Source organism: Zhihengliuella flava (assembly GCF_015751895.1).
Classification (GTDB): domain Bacteria; phylum Actinomycetota; class Actinomycetes; order Actinomycetales; family Micrococcaceae; genus Zhihengliuella; species Zhihengliuella flava.
The window spans coordinates 1,118,689-1,141,680 of record NZ_JADOTZ010000001.1; the positions used below are offsets into that span (position 1 = coordinate 1,118,689).

Here is a 22,992-nt window from a genome sequence, read left to right on the forward strand (position 1 = left end):
GGGTTGGGCCTACTTTTGCTGGTTGCGGACCTTGACGATGACCACGATGACGGCGGCGAGGGCCGCGGCGGCCAGCAGGATAATGATCAGCGGCGTGGCCCACCCGCTCTCCTCCTCGGTGAGGTCGAGCTCGATGGGCCCTGAGCTCTCTGACGCCGTCGCTTCCGGGCTCACCGGTGAGGCTGTGGCCTGCGTGGTGGTCGGCGTCGCCGTCCCGTCCTCGGCGGGAGCGGACGTGGCCGCGGAGGCCTCGTCGTCGGCGCTCGGGCCGGATTCCACGGTGAAGTCGACGGCGCCGTCGTTCTCGACGGTCCCCTCGATTGGGTGACCATCGCTGGAGGTGACGCGCCACGCGAGCGTGTAATCGCCGGCCTGCAGGGGCTGGGCCGGGGTGAGCACCAAGTCGGCCCGCTCGACAGCGAGCTCGACGTCGTACGCCTGAGCGTCGGCATCGGTGAGCTCCACCGCGGAGCCGATGTCCTGGATCTCGCCGCTGAACGTCAGCCGAAGTTCCTCGGGGCTCTCAGCGAGCGTGTCCCCGTCGGCCGGGTCGGTAGAAATGAGCTGATCGTGCGCGTGCGCGGCCGGAGCTAGGGCGACGGCGCCGCACAGCGCGGCGAGAGCGATCAGCGCGGCGGCGAGTGCCGCGGGCAGTACAGAGGGGCGGGCAATTTGCCGCAGGGAAGTCATAGCGTCCTCACTGGTCGGAAGCGTTCACATTCTACGCCACGTAGAAAGGCCCGCCGTTTCGCGTGCTGCGAGACGACGGGCCTTCTGTGCCTCCCGTGTGGGGAAGCGAACAGGCTAGGGAGCCTTACTTGGCGACGGCAGCCTTCAGCTTGGAGCCGGCGGTCAGCTTCACGGAGTGGCCGGCCGGGATCTGGATGGCCTCGCCGGTCTGCGGGTTGCGGCCGGTGCGGGCGGCGCGGTCAGTGCGCTCGACAGCCAGCCAGCCCGGGATGGACACCTTCTCGCCCTTGGAGATCTGCTCAACGAAGACCTCGAAGACGGAGTCCAGCACGCCGTTCACGGCGACCTGGGAGTTGCCGGTCTTCTCGGCAACAGCGGCAACAAGCTCACTACGGTTCATAGCCAATGTATGTCCTCCTGGACTGCTCTTCCCCGGGCAACGGGGCCCGGATGCCCCGCGTTTGCGAGGACTTCTGGGATGAAAACTATCAGCCATGCCCCGCGGACACGCCCAGATCGGCCCGATTTGGGCCGATTTTTTGAGAAATCCGCGAGATTCCAAGCGTATTCGCAGGTTCGCGGCCGGATTCGAGGCCCTCGACCCCGCCCGGCCCGCCGCCGCGTCAGCACGAACGCCACAAATTGCAAACGATTCTCATTTAGTTCTAAGCTGCTTCTATGAATCGACACAGCGCCTCATGGCAGATCCCTTCAAGCACTCGCCGCGCCGCCGCGCACTGGCGCCCGGCCACCGCCGTCGCCCTCACCGCGCTTCTGGCGGGCCTCACCGGATGCGCGGCCTCCAGTGCCTCCTCCAACAACTCTTCCGGCAGCGCGTCGGCCCCGGGTTCCGAGGAGCCCGCGGCTGAGGCCACGGAAGTCACTGCCGACCAGCCCCGCTTCGCGACCACGTACGACGGCGGCGTGCTGATCGTGGACGCCACCACCGGCGAGGTGCTGGTGGACGAGCCGGTGGAGGGCTTCGCCCGCCTGAACGCGGCCGGCGATGGTCGCCACGCGATGCTCAGCGCCGAGGGAGCGTTCCGCGCACTGGACCTCGGCTCGTGGGAACAGGGCCACGGCGACCACTCCCACTACTTCGCCGGGCCCCCTGCGGTGACGGACGTCGTCGTCCCCGCCGAGCAGCCGGGCCACGTCCTGGCCCACTTGGGCCAGACGGCCCTCTTCGACGACGCCACGGGCACCATCACCCTGTTGGACGCCACAGCGCTCGACGCCGACGCGGACCCGGTCATCGAGACCCTCGAGCTGCCGGATGCGCACCACGGGGTGGCCGCAGCCCTGGCGGACGGGTCGATCCTCACGAGCCTCGGCACCGAGGACGGGCGCAACACGGCGGCCGCCTATGCACGCGCTGACGCTGACGGCCATCGGGAGATCGTCGCGCAGAACGAGGACTGCCCGGGCCTGCACGGCGCGGCGATCGCGGCCGAGGAGACGGTGGCGTTCGGTTGCGAGGACGGCATGTTGATTTACCAGGACGGCGCCTTCACGAAGGCCGAGGCCGCGGACACCTACGCCCGGATCGGCAATCAAGCCGAGGACGCCGAGTCGCCGATCGTCCTCGGCGACTACAAGGTGGACCCCGATGCGGAGCAAGAGCGGCCCACACGCGTCAGTCTGGTGGACACCCGCGACGCGTCCATCGATCTCGTGGAACTTGAGGCCAGCTACACCTTCCGCGGCCTCGGCCGCACGGTCGACGGCGGCGGCCTGGTGTTCGGCATGGACGGCACCCTGCGCCAGATCGACGTCGAAACCGGTGAGGTGACCGACTCGCTCGAGCTCATGGGCAGCTGGGAGGAGCCGGAAGATTGGCAGCAGCCCATGCCCACGCTCGCCGTGGACGGGGACCTAGCCTATGTCACGGAGCCGGAGACGGCGCAGGTCCACGTGGTCGATCTGGCCGCGTGGGAACTGGAACGCAGCATCGACCTGCCGCAGACCCCGAATGAGATCACCGGGAGAAGCTAACACCTCGCGAAGCCATCAACGTGCACTGAGGGAGCAGCCGCGGCTGTTCGCTCAGTGCACGTTGACGTGCGCTCTCCGCCTGGCGACCTCCGGATCTACACTGGCCCTACCCGGCAGGATGAGGTGATCGGATGGGTGCGCGCCACGACGATGAACGGCCCCCGCGGCAGGAGACCGACCCGGTGCTTCGCGCCGCCCGGTATCGGGATCAACAGGAGCGGGCGTCGGATGTGGACGTCCCCGATGAGTCCGGGGTGGTGAACCTGGGCGGCGAGCGCCTCGCCGAAATCCGCCCCCGGCTCTCAGCGCATGACGACGTCGGTGCGGTCGCCGCGTCCGCCCTCGAGCAGGCCATGGACCGGGGCGACTTTGACTCCCTCTCTTACGCCGGGCGTCCGCTGCCGGGCAGCACCACCGCGGCGAGCGACACCTTGGACCCCGACTGGTGGGTGAAGTCCCTCATTGAACGCGAGGGCATCCGCGGGCTCGGGCCACCGGCCATCGCCCTGCGCACGGAGGACGCACACTTGGACCAACGACTCGCTGCACTCGGTTCCGCCTGGCAGGTCCGGCAGCTGGTGGAGGACTTTAACGCTCGCGTGGTGGAGGCGCGGCGGCAGTTGCTCGGCGGGCCACCCGTCGTCACGCCCCTGCGCGACGTCGACGCGGAAGTGGAGCGGTGGCAGCTCCACCGGGATGAGCGAGCGGAACGCGCCGCCCGCCAGCGGCGCCGCCGCGAAGTGGCCCGGCAGCGCGCCCGCGCCGCCTCACGCGCCCGATTCTTCAGCCGCTGGATTCCGTGGCGCTGAGGAGCGCGCACGTTAAACGACGAGGGGCCCCACCGTCACGGTGGGGCCCCTCGTGTCTAGTCAGCCGGCAGCGCTAGCTGCGTGGGCTTACCAGGAGGACTTGGTGATGCCCGGCAGCTCGCCCTTGTGGGCCATGTCGCGGAAGCGAACACGGGAGATGCCGAACTTCTGGAACGTACCGCGCGGGCGGCCGTCAATGGCGTCGCGGTTGCGGACGCGCACCGGCGAGGCGTTGCGCGGCAGCTTCTGCAGGCCCAAGCGGGCCTCTTCGCGAGCCTCATCGGTAGCGTTCGGGTCAACGAGCGTCTTCTTCAGCTCGGCACGCTTCGCGGCGTAGCGCTCGACGATGACCTTGCGCTGCTCATTCTTGGCAATCTTGGACTTCTTGGCCATGTCTTAGCGCTCCTCTCGGAATTCGACGTGCTTGCGGATGACCGGGTCGTACTTCTTCAGGACAATGCGGTCCGGATTGTTACGACGGTTCTTGCGGGTCACGTAGGTGAAGCCGGTACCAGCGGTGGACTTCAGCTTGATGATGGGACGTACGTCCTTGTCCTTAGCCACTAGAGCTTCACTCCCTTCGCGATCAGCTCGGCCACCACGGCGTCAATACCGCGGGCGTCGATGGTCTTAATGCCCTTGGCCGACAGCGTCAGCGTGACGTTGCGGCGCAGGGAAGGAACCCAGTAACGCTTCTTCTGGATGTTCGGGTCGAACCGGCGCTTGGTGCGGCGGTGCGAGTGGGAGATGCTGTGCCCGAAGTTCGGGACTGCACCAGTCACCTGGCATACAGCTGCCATGATCACTCCTCAGTAGTAGTAGTAAAACGGCGGTACTCATCAAGCAGGCGCACGCCAGCGAGGTGGCCTGTGCCTGTTATTGCGTTGAATCGTCCCGCCACCAGTTGTGACACCGTTCTTTACTGCTTGAAGGTAACCAGGCTGGGTGAGATCCAACCGAAGCGCCCTGTCTTGCGCGATACACGGTGAATTCGGCGCCCCGGCGAGATCATCTGACGATGTTTCCTTATCTCGCGGGCCGCGTTATTCGGTTTACGGGAAACCACGCCTGTCACGGAGCGGCACGAGGCCGCACCTGAGCGCAGGCATGACTTAACGCCTTACTATCTTAGGCGTCGCCGCTGCCCAGCGCAAAACGGGCCAGCGTACTCTCAGTCACCCTGGTCGTGAAAGATCCAGTGGTCCTCGTCCAGCCCGCGGATGATCTTTTGACCCACTCGAGTCAGGTCAGCAATGTCTGCCTCGTCGAGCTGGTCAAACATCAAGCGGCGCACCGATTCCACGTGCTCCGGCGCTAGCGCTTGGACGGAACGAACGCCATCCGGGGTCAGCGTCGCCATGGTGACGCGAGCGTCCAGCGGCGATTGGCTGCGCGTCAGCCAACCGCGCGCCTCGAGTTTCTTGGCCACGTGGCTCAGCCGAGACAAGGACGCGTTGGTCATCCCCGCCAGCCGAGACATGGTCATCGTCCGATCATCCTGCTCGGAGAGCATGGCCAGGACGTTGTAATCAAAGATGGACAGTTTGGCCTGCTTGTAGAGCTCGGAATCGAGCGTCGCCGGCAACTTCAGCATGACGGCCCACAACGCCAACCATGCTTCCCGTTCGTCAGGGGTCAACCACCGTGGTTCCGTCATGAACGCCATTCTGACATGACTCGCCCACGAAACGACGGTACGTGGGCGTGTTTGACTAGGAACGACGTCGACGCGCGCCGTGGACCGGTCAGCATTCGACGACGTTTACGGCGAGTCCGCCGAGGGCAGTCTCCTTGTACTTGTGGCTCATGTCCTTGCCGGTCTCCCGCATGGTCACGATCACCTCATCGAGGCTCACCCGGTGCTCACCGTCCCCCATCAGCGCCATCTTGGCCGCGTTGATGGCCTTCGCCGCGGCAATCGCGTTGCGCTCAATGCAGGGAACCTGCACGAGCCCGGAGATCGGGTCGCACGTGAGCCCCAGGTTGTGCTCCATGGCAATCTCCGCCGCATTCTCCACCTGCTGCGGGCTGCCGCCGAGAATCTCCGCCAGCCCAGCGGCCGCCATGGACGAGGCGGATCCGACCTCGCCCTGACAGCCCACCTCGGCCCCGGAAATCGAGGCCTGCTCCTTGTACAGGACGCCAATCGCCGCGGCGGTCAAGAAGAATCGCACCACAATATCCTCCTTGACCCGCTGAGCTTCCTCCTCGCCGCGACCGATCGCTTCCTTGATCGCCGCCGAGTAATGCGTCGCGTAGAACATCACGGCCGGAATGATGCCGGCGGCCCCATTGGTGGGGGCGGTCACCACGCGCCCGCCGGAGGCGTTCTCCTCGTTGACGGCCAACGCCACGAGGTTGACCCATTCCTGCCAGAACACCGGTTCCCGGTTGGGGTCCTGTTCCGTCAGGCGTGCATGCCAACCGGGCGCACGGCGCCGCACCGCGAGCCCTCCCGGCAAGGTGCCACTGCGCTCCAAGGCGTGGTCCTTGGACGCTTCCATGACCTCCCACAGGTGCAGAATCCCCGCCCGGACCTCGCTCTCCGGGCGCATCGTCGTCTCGTTGGCCAACATGATGGCGCTCAGGGGTGCGTCCTGTTCGGTGCTGTGCTCCAAGAGCTCTGCGGCCGTCCGGAAGGGGTACGGGACCGCCGCGAGGTCCTGTTCAATCTCCTGAGCGACGGCGTCCTCTGCGCCTTCGCGGACAATGAACCCCCCGCCAATCGAGAAGTAGGTCTCCTCGATCAACGGCGCGCCGTCGGCGTCCAAGGCCGCGAGCCGGAGCCCGTTTGTGTGCCGCTCCAGCACGGTCAGCGGGTGCAGGATCATGTCCCCCACCCCGAAGGTCACGGTCCGCGTCGGCCCCTCCAGCTGAGCGGCGACGTCGACGGTGCCCGTCTCCGCGTGGACCGCTTGCCGCTGTTCGGCCACCTCCGGGAGGATCTCCTCCGCCGCGTATCCTTCGAGCCCGAGCAGGATCGCGCTGAACGTCCCGTGTCCACGCCCCGTGGCCGCGAGCGAGCCGTAGACGTCAATTTTGAGCCCATCGAGGCGCTCCAGCACGCCCGCCTCCGCGGCGCGCGCCACAAAATCGGCGGACGCACGCATGGGGCCGACGGTATGGGACGACGACGGCCCAAGGCCGACGCTAAACAGGTCAAAGAGGGACAGTGCCATGGATGTTCTCCTTCGGAACGGGTGGTCCAGAACGGCGCGGCGTTCTGGCGTGTCCGCGGTGCAGGGAACACGACGACGCCGGGGCGATGCGCGCCGGCGTCGTCGTGTGCTCAACGTTCGGGGTCAGGCCACGCTGACCCCGGACAGGGTGCCGTATTAGGCGATTTCTCCACCATTGGCGGAGGCGTAATCCTCGGCCGAGAGCAGCGGGCCTTCCTCGGTAACCTCCACCGTGAAGAGCCAACCGGCACCGTAGGGATCCTCGTTCAGGATGGCCGGGTTGTCGATGGGCTCCTGGTTGACCTCAACCACCGTGCCGGTGATCGGGGAAAAGATTTCCGAGACGGACTTCGTGGACTCAACCTCGCCGCAGGCCTCTCCGGCCGTGAGCTCAGCGCCGACCTCCGGCATGTCGACGTACACCACGTCGCCGAGCGCGTCGGCGGCAATCTGCGAAATGCCAATCTTGGCCGGAGTGTTGCCATCAATCCACTCGTGCTCGGCGGAGTAGCGGAGGGTGGAGAGAACCTTGCTCATCATGTTCCTTTGGGTCGGGGGCGAAATAAATACGGGACGTGGAATCTACGTTACTTCTGGCGGCGGTAGAACGGCAGTGCCACCACTTCGAAGGGCTGCGGCTTCCCGCGCACATCGACGTCGACAGCGGTGCCGGGTTCGGCATGGGCAACGTCGACGTAGGCCAGCGCAATCGGGTAGCCCAGCGTGGGGGACGGCTGGCCCGACGTGACCGCGCCGACGACCTCGCCGTCGACGGTCACCTCATAGCCTTCACGCCCGGCGCGGCGGCCCAGCCCCTTGAGCCCCACCAGTTTCCGCGGCGAGCCGGCGGCCTTGGCCTCCTCGAGGGCGGCGCGACCCACAAAGTCGTCCTCCTTCTTCAGGGAGACCACCGGCCCGAGGCCGGCCGCGTACGGGGTCGTCTCGAGGGTCAGCTCATGCCCGTAGAGCGGCATGCCGGCCTCCAGTCGCAGCGAGTCACGAGCGGCCAGTCCCGCGGGAATCACGCCGGATTCGGCGCCGGCGGCGAGCAGAGCCCGCCACAGGGCGACGGCGTCGTCGGAGCCAACGTAGAGCTCAAACCCGTCCTCGCCGGTGTAGCCGGTCCGGGCCAGCAGGACGCGGATTCCGGCGACCGTGACCTCGTCGGCGGCGTAGTAGCCCATGGAGGTGACCGTCTCCGCCTCGGCCTCCGGGGTCTCGCTCAGCAGCACGGCCTCCGCGACGGGGCCCTGCAGGGCGATCATCGCGGTCTCGGCCGAGGCGTCCCGGACGGCCACGTCAAAGTTCGCGGAGCGTTCGGACAGGTCCGCGGCCACGGTGGGGGCATTCGATGCGTTGGAGACCACCAAGTAGGTGTCCTCCTCGCGGCGGTAGACGATCAGGTCATCGATGATGCCGCCGCGCGCGTTGGCGATCATCGTGTACTTCGCCTTGCCGACCTTGACGGCGGCGAGGTTGCCCACCAGCGCGTAGTTCAGGAAGGCGGCCGCCTCGGGGCCCTCAATCCAGATTTCGCCCATGTGGGAAATGTCGAACAGCCCCGCCGCCTCGCGGACGGCGCGGTGCTCGGCGAGCTCGGAGGAGTACTTCAGCGGCATCTGCCACCCGCCGAAATCGGTGAAGGATGCCCCGAGCGCCTCGTGCTCGGCGGCCAGCGGTGTCTGCTGTGTCATGGTGTCCTCTCGAAACGGTTAGTTGCTCTCCGGGGCCTCGAAGGCCTCCGGCGGCGGGCAGGAGCAGACCAAGTTGCGGTCGCCATGGGCGCCGTCGATGCGGCCCACGGGCGGGAAGTACTTGTCCTGGCGCAAGCGGCCCACGGGGAACGCGGCCTGCTCGCGGCTGTAGGGGCGGTCCCAGTCGTTGCCTGCCAGCACGGCAGCCGTGTGCGGGGCCCGCCGCAGCGGCGAGTCCTCCACCGCATGCGCCCCGTCGACGACGGCGGTGATTTCGGCGTGAATGGCGATCATGGCCTCGATGAAGCGGTCCAGTTCGCCGAGGTCCTCGGACTCCGTCGGCTCCACCATGAGGGTGCCGGCCACCGGAAACGCGAGGGTCGGCGCGTGGAAACCGAAGTCGATGAGGCGTTTGGCGACGTCCTCGGCGGTGACACCCGAGGCTGCGGTGAGCTCGCGCAGGTCCAGAATGCACTCGTGGGCCACCAGTGACGTCTGCCCCGTGTAGAGCGTCGGGTAGTAGTCGGCCAGCGCCGTCGAGACGTAGTTCGCGGCGAGCAGTGCGTTCGCCGTCGCGTCCGTGAGGCCCTCGGCGCCCATCATGGCGATGTAGGCCCAGGAGATCGGCAAGACGCCGGCCGAACCGTACGCGGTGGACGCCACCGGGGTGCCGTGATGGCCGTTGTGCGGGCCAGTGGCCGCGCCGGGCAGGAACGGCAACAAGTGCTCGGCCACCGCAACGGGGCCAACGCCGGGGCCGCCACCGCCGTGCGGAATGCAGAACGTCTTGTGCAGGTTCAGGTGGGAGACGTCGCCGCCGAACTGCCCGGGCTGGGCAAGGCCCACGAGGGCGTTCATGTTGGCGCCGTCGATGTAGACCTGACCGCCGGCAGCGTGCACCTTGGCGCAGACATCGCGCACATCGGCGTCGTACACCCCATGGGTGGACGGGTAGGTGATCATGATGCCGGCCAGGCTCTCACGGTGCTTGTCGATCTTCGCGTCCAAGTCCGCTGCGTCGATGGTCCCGTCCTCGGCCGTGGCCACCACGACGACCTTCAGGCCGGCCAACACCGCCGAGGACGCGTTGGTCCCGTGGGCCGAGGCCGGGATCAGGCAGACGTCACGGCCCGTATCGCCGTTGGCCACGTGGTACTGGCGGATGGCCAGCAGGCCCGCGTACTCGCCCTGCGAACCGGCGTTCGGCTGGATGGAGACCCCGGCGTACCCGGTGATCGCGGCCAAACGCGCTTCCAAATCGCCGATGAGCTGCCGCCAGCCAGCGGTCTGGTGCTCGGGCGCGTAGGGGTGAATCGCCGCGAATTCTGGCCACGAGATCGCGGCCATCTCCGCGGTGGCATTGAGCTTCATCGTGCAGGAGCCCAGGGGAATCATGGTGCGATCCAACGCCAAGTCGCGGTCCGAGAGGCGGCGGAGGTAGCGGAGCATCTGCGTCTCCGAACGCACCGTGTGGAAGATCGGGTGCTCCATGTACGTGCTGGTCCGCACGACGGCGTCGGCCAGACCGGTGCCCGCGGCACCGTCGGCGGCGGACTGAATCGCCGCCTCGGCGTCGGACACCCCAAACGCTGCGGCGACGGCGGCGAGGTGAGCGGGCGTCGTCGTCTCATCCGTGGAGAGGCTCAGCGTGTCCTGGTCCAGCAGGCGCAAATTGATCCCGGCGACCTCGGCGTCAGCCACGATGGACTCGGCGCGGTCCGGCGCGGTCACGGTCAGCGTGTCAAAGAATTGGTCCGTGGCGAGCTCGAACCCGGCGCCGGTCAGCACCGCGGCCAGGGTGCGGGCGGAGGCGTGCGCATGCTCCGCGATCTTCTTCAGCCCTTCCGGCCCGTGGTAGACGCCGTACATGCCCGCGGCGATGGCGAGCAGCGCCTGCGCGGTGCAGATGTTGGAGGTCGCCTTCTCACGGCGAATGTGCTGTTCGCGGGTCTGCAGGGCCAAGCGGTAGGCGCTGGCTCCCGCGTCGTCGAAGGAGACGCCGACGATACGGCCCGGCAGGTTGCGCTCGAGCCCCTTGCGGACGGACATGTAGGCGGCGTGCGGACCGCCGAAGAACAGCGGGACGCCGAGGCGCTGGGTGTTGCCGACGGCGATGTCCGCGCCCTGCTCGCCGGGAGGCGTGATGAGCGTCAGGGACAGAATGTCCGCCGCCACGGTGACCATGGCCCCACGCTCATGGGCGGCTGCAATCACGGCTGCATGGTCCGTGACGCGCCCGGAATTGCCCGGCTGCTGCAGCACGATGCCGGAGATCTCCCCGTCGGGCAAGCCCGCCGAGAGGTCAGCGACCTCGAGGTCAAAGCCAAGGGCCTCGGCGCGTCCGCGAACCACCTCGATGGTCTGCGGGAAGAGGTCCGCGTCCAGCACCGTCTTGGCATCAGCCTTCTTTTTATTGGCCCGGCGCATGAGCAGCACGGCCTCGGCGACGGCGGAGGCCTCATCGAGGAGGGAAGCATTGGCGACGGGCAGGCCGGTCAGGTCGCCGATCATGGTCTGGAAGTTCAGGAGCGCTTCGAGACGGCCCTGGGAGATCTCCGGCTGGTACGGCGTGTAGGCCGTGTACCAGGCCGGGTCCTCCAGGATGTTGCGCATGATCACGGGTGGGGTGTGCGTGCCATAGAAGCCCTGACCGATCATCTGGGTCTTCACCACGTTCTTCGATGCGATCTGCCGCAAGTCCTCCAACACCTCGGCCTCACTGCGGGCGGCCGGCAGTTGCAGGCTCTCTTGCTGGCGAATGTCAGCCGGCACCGCGGAGTCGACCAGGTCGGCCAACGAGGCGTAGCCAATGGTCGCGAGCATGTGGGCTGCGGCGTCCCCGCGCGGGCCAATGTGGCGATGCGCGAAGGACTCCGCTGCGGGGTACGTGAAATCGGTGCTGGTCATGAGGTGGGACTCCCGGGTCGGGTTACACAGATCAAAAGCGAGGGCGAGCACAAGTGCCGCCACCCAGTACGCGGGCAACGGCTGCTTCCCTCCCCGCTCTGTAGTGGACCTGAGAGTTTCCGCGAAAATGATTCCGCTTGCACCTTCGGTGAGCGACACCGGTTGGCCGGCTCGCTACTTTCCAGAGTCGCCTCTTCGCGGCGGTACGGGGGCCTGAGAGATTCCTGGGGAGGAAATTGCTCCTACGGCGCCCGACCGTGGCTTCGGCCGGGGCTCTCCCGCCGCATGTCGACAGCGTGTACCGCGGAACCACAACACCCGTTGCGGCCGTCGGCACATCTCCCAGTGTAGTGCGCTCCGTGAGAGCCAAACAACAGCCTCCGGTGGCACGGCCCACGCTCGTGACGAAGCGCGTCGGCGCATGACGAGTTCTGACGCAGTGGGGCTGCGGCCGCGCCACAACCACGAGGCCCCGGTAGTCTGAACTATCGTCCCTAGTAAAACCTCGAACGAGCCCCATCAACGAGCGGGAGAATCTTTCATGCCGGTTGACGCCATCCTGGCCCTCGGCACCGTCGTGGCCGTGCTGATGGTCCTCATCACCACCCGGATCGCAGCCGACGTCGTCCTCGTTTCCGCCGTCGTCTTTCTCATGCTCACCGGCATCCTCACCCCCCAGGAAGCGCTGTCAGGGTTTAGCAACACCGGCGTGCTCACCATCGCCGCTCTCTACGTGGTCGCCGCCGCGCTCAAGGAGTCCGGTGCCATCCAGTGGTTGGCCCTCCGCGTGCTCGGCCAACCCAAGCGGACCAAGCTGGCGCAGTTGCGCATCTTGGGCCCGGCCGCGGGCCTGAGTGCCTTCATGAACAACACGGCCGTGGTGGCCATGCTCATTCCGGCGCTGCAGGATTGGTCCTCTCGGCTCAAGATCGCGCCGTCGAAGCTCATGATTCCGCTCAGCTACGCCTGCATTCTGGGCGGCACGGCCACCGTCATCGGCACCAGTACCAACCTCGTCGTCGTCGGTCTGCTGGATTCGGAGAAAGACGTCCAGCTCTCCATGTTTGAGCCCGCGTGGATCGGCGTGCCGCTCGTGGTGGTCGGTGGGCTGTACATGTTCTTCTTCGGCAACAAACTGCTGCCACGCCGGCAAGGCTTCCTCGAACAATTTCAGAGCGCCCGTGAATATGGGGTGGAAGTCCTCGTCGACGCCAACGGCCCCCTCGTCGGCAAGACGATCGCCGCCGCCGGACTGCGCCAGCTCACCCACGGATACCTCGCCGAGATTGAGCGCGAGGACCAGCTGATGACCGCTGTCTCCCCACAGACCGTGCTCCGTGGTGGCGACGCCCTGATCTTCATCGGGGCCCCCGACTGCGCGCAGGAACTGCGCCGAATCGACGGACTCACCCCGGCGGATGGGCACGTGCAGGAACTCAACATCCGCCACTCCAGCCGACGGCTGATCGAGGCGATCATCGGGACCGACTTTTCCGCCCTCGGACAATCGATCCGGGCCGCAAAGTTCCGTACCCGCTACAACGCGGTGGTGCTGGCCGTCTCCCGCCACGGCAAGCGCCTGCCCGGCAAGTTGGGCGACATTGAATTGCAGGTGGGCGACACCCTGCTGCTGGAAGCTGGCGACGACTTCGTGGGTCAGTACCGGCACCGCAAAGACTTCCTCATGGTCAGCGCCCTCAACGACTCCTCCCCACCGGATTTCAAGAACGCCCCGGCGGCACTCGGCATCTTGCTGGCCATGGTGGTGGTCAGCGCGGTGGGCCTGCTCAGCATCCTGGAGGCGTCCTTCCTCGCCGCGCTCGCCCTCATCGCCATCCGCTGCGTGCCCGTCTCGAAGGCGCGCCGGGAAATCGACTTGTCCGTGCTCACCGTGGTGGCGGCGTCCTTTGCGCTCGGCAGCGCCATGGCCAGCAGCGGCGCGGCCGAGCGGATCGCGGGCCTCCTCCTCTTCGCCGATGGCCTCGCCCCGTGGTTGGCCCTCGCGATGGTCTACGCGCTGACCGTCTTCTTCACCGAGCTCATCACCAACAATGGTGCGGCCGTGCTGATGTTTCCCATTGCGGTGGAGGTGGCCGCGCAGTTGGACGTCAGTTTCATGCCGTTCGTTCTGGCCGTCATGTTCGCCGCCTCGGCGAGCTTCATGACGCCGTTGGGGTACCAGACGAACCTGATGGTTCTGGGTCCCGGCGGTTACCGCTTTACGGACTACCTGCAGGTGGGTGCTCCGATGAGCCTGCTGGTCGGTGCCGTCGTCGTCGGCCTGGTTCCCTTGGTCTGGAGCTTCTAACCGCCCCACCCGGGACTGTTAACGGGCTTCGCCTCCGCGCACCGTTCCCCCGCCGGCCAGCGGCACGTGCCACCCAAACCGGAGGGACAACCCGCGCAGGGTAAAGACGGCCGCTGCAATGCCGATGCCGACCCACGTGGAGAACCAACCCAGCTCGAGGGCGCCCACCGTGAAGAACGCCCCCAGCATGGCCGGGATCGCGTACACGCCGCGCGGATTAAACAACTGCGGGGTCTCATTGGCCACCACATCACGCATCACGCCTCCGCCCACCGCGCTGGTGACGCCCAGCAGGGCGGCCGCCACGGGGTTGAGGCCGGCCTCGTAGGCAATCAGCGTGCCGGACGTGCAGAATAGCGCGAGCCCGCCGGCGTCGAACAGCAAGAGGGTCCGGCGCAGCCGGGTATCGTGAATGATCCGCGTGGCGACCAGCAGCATGGCCAGCACGGGCGGCACCAGATAGACGGGTTGTTCGAACGCGTTGGGCACGCCCTCGCCGATGATCACATCACGCGTCACCCCACCGCCCAGCCCGACGAGCGAGGCGAGCAGGAGCGAGCCCACGACGTCGAACTGCTTGCGCGCAGCCAAGAGCGAGCCCGAGACGGCAAAAAAGAACGTGCCGAGGAGATCAAGAATGAGCATGGACATCGGCTCGAGCATAGCGGCCCCACGCACGCTTGCGCCGGTGAGCCCACGCCCGGCGCCGTCACACGAGCTCGCCTAGTCGGCCGCCACCTGCACGTAGTCTGGATACTTGGCGCTCATGTTGTCCCCGGAGCTCACCCCGGTCAGGCGCCGCTTGACCCACGGGAGCAAGTGGACCTTGGCCCACGTGGCGTTTTCCTTCAGGAGCTCGACGCGGCTCCGCGCGGCGGGCGTGGATAACTCCGGCACCTCGATACTGTGTTCGGCCCGCAGGAGCTCAAGGATCCGGGTGGCCATCAGCGTGTGCCCGGCCGTGTTCATGTGGAGCCGGTCCTCATCCCAGTAACCAAAGTTCTGGAACTGCCGCCACCGCCAGTAGTCGGCGATCACCACCTCGCGGCGATCGGCGATCTCGCGGAGCCGCTCGTTAAACAACGCGACGCGGCCCAGGGTGGTGTTCACGAGCGGGGATTTGGAAACGTCAAACCCGGTAAAGACGACGACGGCGGCGCCGGTGCCCTTCAGGTCGGCGAGAGCGCCGTCCAATTGCCGCGCGATGGCCTCGACGTCCACTCGCGGACGCAGGATGTCATTTCCGCCGGCGGAGATGGTGACCAGCGTCGGCTTCAGCTCGATGGCGTGTGGCACCTGCTCGGCCACGATCTGCGGGAGCTTCTTTCCGCGGATGGCGAGGTTGGCGTAGCCCCAGGCAGGATCGGCGGTGATCAGCTGCTCGGCCACGCGATCCGTCCAGCCGCGCACGCCGTTCGGGCGGTCCGGAGCCGGGTCACCGACGCCTTCGCTGAACGAATCTCCCAAGGCAACATATCGCTTCTCGAAATCCACGATCAGTACCCTAATACACGCTGGGCCACTACTGCGGGATGGAACACCCGGTGCAACACTAGGCGCGTGGAACAGTCGCCGCGAGCCGCGCCTGACGCACCGCCGCGCCGAGGATGCCGTTGCGGGAGAGATTCCCGTTGTCCTCACCACGCAGGGGGACGTAGCCGAAGGCGAGCCCGTAGGCGGGGTCCGCCCACCCGAAGGACCCGTTGGCGCCGTTGTGGCCATACGCCCACACCGATCCGAAGCTGTTCTGGGGAGCCGGCTTCATGAAGCCAATCCCAAAGGCGGTCAGCTCGCCGCTGGCGCGGTCCGCGCCGAAGACCTGATCCTCGGTCATCAGGCGCGTTGTCTCGGCGGAGAAGAGCGGCTCGGTGCGGGAGCCGGCGTCGTCCACGACGCCGGTGCTCGTCACCGCGTACAGCCTCGCCAACCCGCGGGCGTTGGCGACGCCGCCCGCGGAGGAGTGCCCGCCGGCACGGACGGCGCGGTGGTTCGGCAAGTCCAACAATTCACCCGCTGTGCCGTCCTCGCGCTCAAACACCCCGGTGGAGTTGAAGGCCAAGCCGGTATAGCCAAACGGGTCGATGAAGGGCAGGGGCGCGGCGGCGGGCTTGAGGACGTTTCGGTAGCGGAACTCCTCGGCCTCCGGCAGGCCCAAGTAGAAATCGATCCCGTACGGGGAACGCACGCGGTCCTCGTACACCTGTTGCAAGGACTCTCCCGTGGTGCGCCGCACCAACTCCTCCATCAGCACGCCGATGGTCAACCCGTGGTAGGCGTGCGTGATGCCAGGCCGCCAGGCCGGGGGCGCCGCCGCCAGCTGGGCGGCGGCGCGCTCCGACTCGTTGTACTCCGCCAAGCTAAACCCGCCCGGGACGCCGAGCGCGCCGGCCTGATGGCTGAGCGCCTGCCGCACCGTCGTCGCTTCCTTGCCAGCCGCCGCGTACTCGGGCCAATACTCGGCAACGCGCGCATCCAGATCGAGCACACCGTCCTGAACCAAGAGGCCCATGACCACGGCGCCAGCCCCCTTGCTGCAGGAGAACACCCCGGTCAGGGCCTCGCGCCTCAAGGCCGGCGGCTCGTCGTCGGCCCCAAACCCACCGGCTTGCGGGGCGTGATCCTGCCCGACGGCGAGGTCGAGCACCGGGGCTCCGTCGAGATACACACACAGCTGTCCCGCGTAGGCGGGATCCTCTTCAACGAAGCGATCCAAGAGGTCCGCGACGGCAGCGAAACGGGGATCAATCATGTATTCATCCTTCAACGATTGCAGCGAGAAGGGGCCTCGCGCGGGGCCCTGCGGGGGTTTTAGCGTTCCGGGGTTGACTGGCGAAACCGCAAGCGCCAGCGGTCATCTTGGCGGACCCACAGGGAGGAGACGATGAGGGCGTATCCCGCCCCAGCGATCCGGTACGTCAGGTGGGCGCCAAGGGGATGGGCGTCTGCGCCCGCCCCGTCCGCGGGCACCGCGCTGGCGTGGAGCAGTTCAAACGTCCCCGCCGGGGCACCCGCCGCCTCGGCGAGCGCAGCGACGGCCGCGTCTCGGTCGTGCACCGTGCCGCGGGAGCCGACCTGCAGGAAGTCGTGATGCAGCAGATAGGCCACAGCGGAGGAATCCGCGCGGACGGACGGCTCCATGAGCTCCCGCTCTAACGTCACGACCGCGTCGAGTTCCGCGGTGCCCGCCCCGGCCTCTTGCACGTCCTCAAAGCTGCTGAACAGGTGGTCCTGCTCGCTCTCTACGGCGGGTGCCGCCGGCTGCTGGACCGTCTCCGCCGCCGGGCCGCCGCCGAGGCCCGGACCCGCGTCGAGCTCCCGGCCTTGCTGAAAGGCGGTGGCCGCGGCCCGTGCGCGCACGTCCGCGGCCTCGTTCATGGCGTGCCCGGCGTGGCCCTTGACCCATTCGAATTCGTACGTGCGGCCCACCAGGGCGGCGTCGATCTCTTGCAGGAGGTCCACGTTGAGCACCGGCTTGCCGTCGGACTTTTTCCAGCCCTTCTTTTTCCAGCCCGGCATCCACTTGGTCACCGAGTTAATGACGTACTGCGAGTCGCAGAGGATGTGTAGCGGCTCGGCGGGGCGGTCGGCGGTGGCGCGCAGCAGGTCCAAAACCGCCATGAGCTCGCCCATGTTGTTGGTGCCGTGCTTCCAGCCGCCAGCGCGCCAGTGGTCGTCGTCGATGTACCAGGCCCACCCGGCGGGCCCCGGATTGCCGAGGGCGGAGCCATCCGCTGCAGCGATGATCGTCATGCAAACCATCCTGCCACGGCGTCCTGACGGGCCGGAACGCAGAGCGCCCCGCGGCCGCAGGCCCGACCGAGCCGAGCGCCTGCCGCCGCGTGAGCTAGCCCTCACCACCATTTTGTGAGACACTTCACAGGTTTTTGCGTGGCCTGCAACACGATTGCAATCAATCAAGTGCATGATTAAGCGCATCACTTAGCACTTTCGACGAAGGATCCTCACACCATGAGCGAAGTCTTAGCTTCCATCAATGAAGTGATCTGGAGCGACTGGCTGGTTTATCTCTGCCTCGCTACCGGCGTCTACTTCTCCATCCGCTCCCGTTTCCTGCAGGTGCGGCACTTCAAGGGAATGATTCAGCAGCTCATCCGCGGCGAGCGTTCCCCCTCCGGCGTCTCCTCCTTCCAGGCGCTGGCCCTGTCCCTCTCCGGCCGCGTCGGCACCGGCAACATCGCCGGCGTCGCCACCGCCATCGCTTTCGGCGGCCCGGGTGCCCTGTTCTGGATGTGGATGGTGGCCTTCCTTGGCGCCTCCACCTCCTTCGTGGAGTCGGCCTTGGGGCAGCTCTACAAGACGCGTGACCCGCTGACCGGCGAGTACCGCGGCGGCCCGGCCTACTATCTGTCCCGCGCACTGGCCCACACCAAGGCCGCCGGGTTCTTCAAGGTCTACGCCTACATCTTCGCGTTCGTCACCGTCCTCGCCTGCGGCGTGCTGCTGCCCGGCGTGCAGTCCAACTCGATGGCCACAGCCATCGACGGCGCCTGGACCGTGCCCTCCGGCGTCGTCGCCGTGGGTGCCGTGATCATCCTGGCGTTCGTCATCATCGGCGGCGTGAAGCGCATCGCGAACTTCGCCACGATCGTGGTGCCGTTCATGGCCGTCGCGTACATCGTCCTGGCCCTGATCGTCGTGTTCGTCAACGCTGCCCAGCTGCCCGAGGTCATCGCCATGGTCTTCCGCAGCGCGTTCGGCATGGACTCGGCCTTCGGCGCCGTGATCGGTCTGGCCGTGATGTGGGGCGTCAAGCGCGGCGTCTACTCCAACGAGGCCGGCCAGGGCACGGGCCCGCACGCGGCCGCCGCCGCTGAGGTGTCCCACCCGGCCAAGCAGGGCCTGGTGCAGTCCTTCGCGGTTTACGTGGATACCCTGTTCGTCTGCTCCGCGACGGGCTTCCTCATCCTCTCCACCGGCGCCTACCGCGTCTTCGACAACGGCGCCGAGGATGGCAACGTGATCGCCGAGGGCGGGATGCTCTCCGCGACCGCCACCGTGGGCCCGCAGTTCGCCCAGGAGGGCTTCGATAGCGTCTTCGCCGGGTTCGGCTCCTCCTTCATCGCGGTCTCGCTGATCTTCTTCTGCCTGACCACGATCATCGCGTACTACTACATGGCGGAAACCAACCTCCGCTTCATCGTGGGCCAGGCCTCCAAGAAGCTCATTCCGGGCATCAACGCCTCGGTGGGCCGCGTGACCACCATGGCCCTGCAGATCGCCATCCTCGTCGCCGTGGCCTACGGCTGCATCAACACCGCCTCGGACGCGTGGGCGATGGGCGACATCGGTGTGGGCCTCATGGCGTGGCTGAACATCATCGGCATCCTGATCCTGCAGCAGCCGGCGTTCAAGGTCCTCAAGGACTACGAGCAGCAGAAGAAGCTCGGCTTGGATCCGGTGTTCAACTCGTCCAAGCTCGGCATCACCGGCGCGACGTTCTGGGAGACGTACGAGTCGGACCGCGCAAAGCGGGACACTGCCGGGGTCTAATCCTCCCCCCCGGCTCGGACACACGAAAGCCGGCGTCCCGTCGTCGTACCTCATCTGGACGACGGCGGGACGCCGGCTTTTCCGTGTCCGGCGGCTGGGTGCCAGCCGCCTCGGCTGCCCAGCTTAGGCGGGGTACATCGGGTTGTGGCCAGCCTCGACGCGTTCGGCCTCGCGCACAGGGCCCGGGGCCGTGCCGTCACCGAACGGTCGGCCGCCCAACTCCTCACGCCCGTGCTCGCTGAGCCAGCCGGACAGGTCCGGGCCCACGGGAACGATTTGGGTGGGGTTCACATCCTCATGCACGACGTAGTAGTGGCGCTTGATCTGTTCAAAGTCGATGGTGTCGCCGAAGCCCGGGGTCTGGAAGAGGTCCCGCGCGTACCCCCACAGCGCTGGCATCTGCTCCAGCTTGTTGCGGTTGCACTTGAAGTGGCCGTGGTACACCGGGTCAAACCGCACCAGGGTGGTAAAGAGGCGGATGTCCGCTTCCGTGATGCTCTCCCCCATAAGGTACCGCTGGCGGCTCAACCGCTCCTCCAGCCAATCCATGGCGGTCCACAGCCGGCCATAGGCCTCCGCGTAGGCCTCCTGGCTGCCCGCGAAGCCGCAGCGGTAGACACCGTTGTTGACCTCGGTGAAAATCCGCTTGATGACCGGAAACATGTCATCCAGCTTGTCGGCCGGGAGCAGGTCTGGCGCGCCCTCCCGGTGAAAGGCCGTCCACTGGGTGGAGAAGTCCAGCGTCATCTGCGGATAGTCGTTGGTGACCACCCCGCCAGTTTCGATGTCCACGATCGCGGGGACCGTGATGCCACGCGGGTAATCGGGGAAGCGGGCCAAGTAGTTTTCCTGCAGCCGCTCGGTGCCAAGCACCGGGTCCCGTCCGTCCGGATCCAGATCGAACGTCCACGAGCGCGCGTCGTGCGTCGGGCCGGGGGTGCCGAGGGAGAGCGCGTCCTCGAGCCCCAACAGGCGCCGAACAATCAGCGCCCGGTTGGCCCATGGGCAGGCCCGGGCGGCCACGAGCCGGTACCGGCCCGCCTCCACCGGCCACGCGTGGGCGCCATCCGTCAGTCCCGCACCCACCTGGCCGATCGTGCTGGACTCGGCGGTGGGCAGCGCCCGGATCGCGTCCGGATCGGCGACCACGCGGTCCTCAATGTAGTTCGTGTCTCGCGTGAATTCTCCCCCGGTGACGTAGGCCCCCTTGGTCGAAAATTCGTTGTTGTTCTGGGTGTGTTCTGCGCTCATGATTCCTCCTGCTCACGCACCGTCTGCAGGGCACGGCCCCACGCGATGACCTGATCTAGCATCGATTTCATGGCCCTTTCCGCGCTGGGCGACGGCGTGAAGGTGCCCTCGTCGAAGTCCGCTCCCAAGGCAAACGCCACCGTCTTCTGCACGTGGGCGATACCGACGGCGGACAGTTGCTGACGCAATACCTCCGTGGCGCGGGCGCCCTTAACGCCGCCGTAGGAGACGATTCCGGCCGACTTATCCGCCCATTCGGCGAAGAGGAAGTCGATGGCGTTCAGCAGCGCCGGCGACGGCACGTGGTTGTATTCGGCGGTGACGAACACGTACGCGTCAAAGGAGGCCATTTTGGCGGACCAGACCTTGGTGTGCTCCCGCTCGTAGACGCCGCTACCGGCGGGGAGCGGTTCATCCAACAGCGGCAGTGCGTAGTCGGCGATGTCCACGTACTCGAACTCCACGTCCGGCCTGACCCGCGCGGCGACCTCGTGAGCCCATTGGGCCACTTGGGGGTTGAGGCGGGATGGGCGGGTGGACCCGGTAACGACGGCGATCCTGAGCATGTTCCTCCTAGTCCTCGGTGGCTCCGGCGCCGCGGACGGCCTCGAGGTGGGCTGGCTTGACGGGGACGGCGTGTTCGCCAAACTCATCGGAGTGCTTGGCAATGAAACCCTTGATGAACGGGCAGACAGGCACGATCTTCAGCCCATCGGCAATCGTCGCTTCTAGGGCGCCGCGGCCGAGCACGTGGGCGAGGCCGCGGCCGGAGTAGGCGTCCTCGACCACCGTGTGGAAGAAGACGCGCTGGTCCGCGGCGGGGCCATGCGGCAGGTAGTGTGCCCGCCCGACGACCTGGCCGGTGGCGTCATCGAGGAGCTGGAACTGCCGCGCCCGCGAATCGTGGTGGACGGTAAAGGTCGTGCCGTGCTCGGTCAACGGGTCTCCTGTGAGGTTGAAGCGGTCAGAGTCATGGCTCGCGGTCACTGCTCGCGCGGCCGCAAGCGCGCATTGGGCAACGCGGGCGCCGGCAGCGCGGCCGGCTCCCTCGGCGGGAAGGTGCCGTACCGCGGCACCGGTGCGCCGTCGTCGTACACCCCGGACGACGGCGGATCGGCAGGTTCCGCGCCGATTTCCGCCTGCCAGGCCGCACGGTAGGCGGCGATTTCCTCGTGCTCGCGGCCCACAAAGTTCCACCACATGACGATGCGCTCGCCAAACGGTGTCCCCCCGACCAGGAGCGCGCGCACGGGCCGTTCTCCGGCCGTGAGGACGAGCCCCTGGCGCCCGGTGGGCAGGTAGGCCAGATGATCCTTGGGCAGCGCCACGTCGTCCAATTCAAGGTCGCCGGAGTCTAGGAGGAGGCCGTGTTCGTAGGTCGGGTCCACGTCGAGGACCAGCTCGGCGCCCGGCTCCAGCAGGATCTCCGCGCCCAGGGTCGGGTGGTGCGTGGTCACCGGCGACTCGCTGCCGGCGAGTGAACCGAGGAAGACGCGCACGACGGCGCCGGCGCGCTGGACGGGTTCCGGGGCGTAATGCTCGAACGTGGGCTCCATGTGCCGGGCGCTCTCCGGCAGGGCCAACCACAGCTGAGCCCCGTGCAGAACGGTGGTCTCCGCGGTGGAAAACTCCGAGTGACTGATGCCCCGGCCCGCGGTCATCAGGTTGACCTCGCCCGGGCGCACCGTGGCGGCGAACCCGGCCGAATCCCGGTGGTCGATGGCGCCGGTGAAGAGCCAGCTCACGGTCTGCAACCCGGTGTGCGGATGACGCGGCACATTCATGCCGCCGGTGTGCGCCACGTCGTCTGGACCGTAGTGATCCAGAAAGCACCACGGACCAATGAGGCTGCGCTCGCGCTGGGGCAGAGTGCGGCGCACGGACATGTGCCGAATCCCGCCCAGCGGCACGTCCCGTGGGGAGAGCACCTTCACGCCCTCACACTCATCCCCCGGGGCGCAGGTGACGGCCTCCGGGGCCAGCTCAAGGTCACTCATGGCGAAAGCCTAGCGCGTGGACCGGCCCGGCGTCTGTGGGCTTCAACGCAAAGTCCCGGCGTTGGCCCGTTACTTTTCCGGCCGCTCCGCTGGGCGGCGGGCACCGAAAATCTCCAGCAACCACGCGGTGAGGACGGCCACGGCGGCGGGCAGCGTCATCGCGTAGGCAACCAGCGCCCACGTGGGCCCGTCCGGGAACTGCACAGGTGCCCCGGTCAAGAACGCACCGGCCGTAAACTGCAGCAGCCACACGGCAAAACCCAGCGCATAGGCGCCGACGGCGGTGAAGAACACCGTCAGCATGCGCCACTTGCGGGAGGACTCCAAGGTCTCGGCGTGCCTCAGCAGAGCAGGCCGCAGGAGCAGAATCAGCAGTAGGAACGCCACGAAGAAGCCGGCGGAGAAGAAGGCCGTGAGGATCACGAGCGAGCCGAAGGAGAGGAGGCCGATCAGCAGGGACCCTCCGATACTCGCCGCGAGCGCCCACCACAGGCGCTTGGCGAACGTCTTCAGAGGTACCGGCGGCAAGTCCATCAGGGAGGCGAGCATGGCCAGTAGCCTACCGGCCGCTCAGGACGTCGTGTGGTTCGAAGCCCTGAATGACGTTCACCCTGGCCGCAGCGGGCACCCCACCTGCCGCGCCGGCGTCGG

23 protein-coding genes and 1 riboswitch are annotated in these 22,992 nt (G+C 67.3%); of the genes, 4 read left to right on the forward strand and 19 right to left on the reverse strand.

Annotation, left to right across the window (positions count from 1 at the left end):
- Positions 1-9 precede the first annotated feature (9 nt).
- Both IW252_RS05165 and IW252_RS05170 read right to left on the reverse strand, forming a co-directional pair.
- The gene (locus tag IW252_RS05165) at positions 10-690 is read right to left on the reverse strand and encodes a copper resistance CopC family protein (protein ID WP_196835585.1); all 681 of its coding nucleotides are present in this window, start codon (positions 688-690) and stop codon (positions 10-12) included.
- 124 nt (positions 691-814) lie between these two features.
- Entirely contained in the window at positions 815-1,096 is a 282-nt protein-coding gene (locus tag IW252_RS05170; protein WP_269208232.1) for an HU family DNA-binding protein, read from the reverse strand.
- Positions 1,097-1,368: 272 nt separating this feature from the next.
- Between IW252_RS05170 and IW252_RS05175 the strand changes: the two genes are divergently transcribed.
- Positions 1,369-2,685 (forward strand): hypothetical protein, encoded by a 1,317-nt coding sequence (locus tag IW252_RS05175; protein WP_231365913.1) that lies wholly within the window; start codon positions 1,369-1,371, stop codon positions 2,683-2,685.
- Between the two features lie 131 nt (positions 2,686-2,816).
- Positions 2,817-3,494: a DnaJ family domain-containing protein gene (locus IW252_RS05180; protein WP_196835587.1), complete on the forward strand. Its 678-nt coding sequence runs from the start codon at positions 2,817-2,819 to the stop codon at positions 3,492-3,494.
- 87 nt (positions 3,495-3,581) lie between these two features.
- Here the strand turns inward: IW252_RS05180 and rpsN are convergent, their stop codons facing one another.
- The 8 genes from rpsN to gcvP form a co-directional block, all read right to left on the reverse strand.
- Positions 3,582-3,887, reverse strand: coding sequence for a 30S ribosomal protein S14 (rpsN, locus tag IW252_RS05185; protein WP_196835588.1), 306 nt, complete (start codon positions 3,885-3,887; stop codon positions 3,582-3,584).
- Positions 3,888-3,890: 3 nt separating this feature from the next.
- Positions 3,891-4,058, reverse strand: coding sequence for a 50S ribosomal protein L33 (gene rpmG, locus IW252_RS05190; RefSeq protein WP_196835589.1), 168 nt, complete (start codon positions 4,056-4,058; stop codon positions 3,891-3,893).
- Positions 4,058-4,294, reverse strand: coding sequence for a 50S ribosomal protein L28 (gene rpmB / locus IW252_RS05195; RefSeq protein WP_196835590.1), 237 nt, complete (start codon positions 4,292-4,294; stop codon positions 4,058-4,060). The genes rpmG and rpmB overlap by 1 nt, the downstream gene beginning before the upstream one ends.
- A gap of 371 nt (positions 4,295-4,665) precedes the next feature.
- Positions 4,666-5,151, reverse strand: coding sequence for a MarR family winged helix-turn-helix transcriptional regulator (locus IW252_RS05200; protein WP_196835591.1), 486 nt, complete (start codon positions 5,149-5,151; stop codon positions 4,666-4,668).
- An 88-nt stretch (positions 5,152-5,239) separates the two neighbouring features.
- Entirely contained in the window at positions 5,240-6,673 is a 1,434-nt protein-coding gene (locus tag IW252_RS05205; protein WP_196835592.1) for an L-serine ammonia-lyase, read from the reverse strand.
- A gap of 156 nt (positions 6,674-6,829) precedes the next feature.
- Complete coding sequence (gcvH, locus tag IW252_RS05210; RefSeq protein ID WP_196837118.1) at positions 6,830-7,210, reverse strand: glycine cleavage system protein GcvH; 381 nt, start codon at positions 7,208-7,210, stop codon at positions 6,830-6,832.
- 50 nt (positions 7,211-7,260) lie between these two features.
- Entirely contained in the window at positions 7,261-8,367 is a 1,107-nt protein-coding gene (gene gcvT, locus IW252_RS05215; protein WP_196835593.1) for a glycine cleavage system aminomethyltransferase GcvT, read from the reverse strand.
- Positions 8,368-8,385: 18 nt separating this feature from the next.
- Positions 8,386-11,274, reverse strand: a complete 2,889-nt coding sequence (gene gcvP / locus IW252_RS05220) for an aminomethyl-transferring glycine dehydrogenase (RefSeq protein WP_196835594.1) — start codon at positions 11,272-11,274, stop codon at positions 8,386-8,388.
- A 191-nt stretch (positions 11,275-11,465) separates the two neighbouring features.
- Positions 11,466-11,565: riboswitch (glycine riboswitch) on the reverse strand.
- A 250-nt stretch (positions 11,566-11,815) separates the two neighbouring features.
- Between gcvP and IW252_RS05225 the strand changes: the two genes are divergently transcribed.
- Positions 11,816-13,582 carry an SLC13 family permease gene (locus IW252_RS05225; protein ID WP_196835595.1) on the forward strand — a complete coding sequence of 589 codons (1,767 nt, stop codon included), beginning with the start codon at positions 11,816-11,818 and terminating at the stop codon, positions 13,580-13,582.
- An 18-nt stretch (positions 13,583-13,600) separates the two neighbouring features.
- On the opposite strand, the gene IW252_RS05230 is transcribed toward IW252_RS05225, so the two are convergent.
- The 4 genes from IW252_RS05230 to IW252_RS05245 all read right to left on the reverse strand — a co-directional run bounded on the left by IW252_RS05230 (position 13,601) and on the right by IW252_RS05245 (position 17,332).
- A complete protein-coding gene (locus IW252_RS05230) occupies positions 13,601-14,233 on the reverse strand; it encodes a trimeric intracellular cation channel family protein (protein WP_196835596.1) in 633 nt (210 codons plus the stop codon).
- A gap of 72 nt (positions 14,234-14,305) precedes the next feature.
- Positions 14,306-15,076: an SGNH/GDSL hydrolase family protein gene (locus tag IW252_RS05235; protein ID WP_196835597.1), complete on the reverse strand. Its 771-nt coding sequence runs from the start codon at positions 15,074-15,076 to the stop codon at positions 14,306-14,308.
- A 58-nt stretch (positions 15,077-15,134) separates the two neighbouring features.
- Entirely contained in the window at positions 15,135-16,331 is a 1,197-nt protein-coding gene (locus tag IW252_RS05240; RefSeq protein ID WP_196835598.1) for a serine hydrolase domain-containing protein, read from the reverse strand.
- Between the two features lie 59 nt (positions 16,332-16,390).
- Positions 16,391-17,332 (reverse strand): ribonuclease HI family protein, encoded by a 942-nt coding sequence (locus tag IW252_RS05245; protein WP_196835599.1) that lies wholly within the window; start codon positions 17,330-17,332, stop codon positions 16,391-16,393.
- A gap of 219 nt (positions 17,333-17,551) precedes the next feature.
- On the opposite strand from IW252_RS05245, the gene IW252_RS05250 reads away from it, so the two are divergent.
- Complete coding sequence (locus IW252_RS05250; RefSeq protein WP_196835600.1) at positions 17,552-19,093, forward strand: alanine/glycine:cation symporter family protein; 1,542 nt, start codon at positions 17,552-17,554, stop codon at positions 19,091-19,093.
- A gap of 123 nt (positions 19,094-19,216) precedes the next feature.
- Here IW252_RS05250 and IW252_RS05255 read toward each other — a convergent pair whose 3' ends face one another.
- The 5 genes from IW252_RS05255 to IW252_RS05275 all read right to left on the reverse strand — a co-directional run bounded on the left by IW252_RS05255 (position 19,217) and on the right by IW252_RS05275 (position 22,890).
- Positions 19,217-20,344: a glutathione S-transferase family protein gene (locus tag IW252_RS05255; RefSeq protein WP_196835601.1), complete on the reverse strand. Its 1,128-nt coding sequence runs from the start codon at positions 20,342-20,344 to the stop codon at positions 19,217-19,219.
- Entirely contained in the window at positions 20,341-20,910 is a 570-nt protein-coding gene (locus IW252_RS05260) for an NADPH-dependent FMN reductase (RefSeq protein WP_196835602.1), read from the reverse strand. The genes IW252_RS05255 and IW252_RS05260 overlap by 4 nt, the downstream gene beginning before the upstream one ends.
- Before the next feature lie 7 nt (positions 20,911-20,917).
- Entirely contained in the window at positions 20,918-21,283 is a 366-nt protein-coding gene (locus IW252_RS05265) for a GNAT family N-acetyltransferase (RefSeq protein ID WP_196835603.1), read from the reverse strand.
- 44 nt (positions 21,284-21,327) lie between these two features.
- On the reverse strand, positions 21,328-22,341 hold the full coding sequence (locus IW252_RS05270) for a pirin family protein (RefSeq protein WP_196835604.1): 1,014 nt from the start codon (positions 22,339-22,341) through the stop codon (positions 21,328-21,330).
- A gap of 69 nt (positions 22,342-22,410) precedes the next feature.
- Positions 22,411-22,890: a hypothetical protein gene (locus tag IW252_RS05275; RefSeq protein WP_196835605.1), complete on the reverse strand. Its 480-nt coding sequence runs from the start codon at positions 22,888-22,890 to the stop codon at positions 22,411-22,413.
- Between the last annotated feature and the right edge of the window lie 102 nt (positions 22,891-22,992).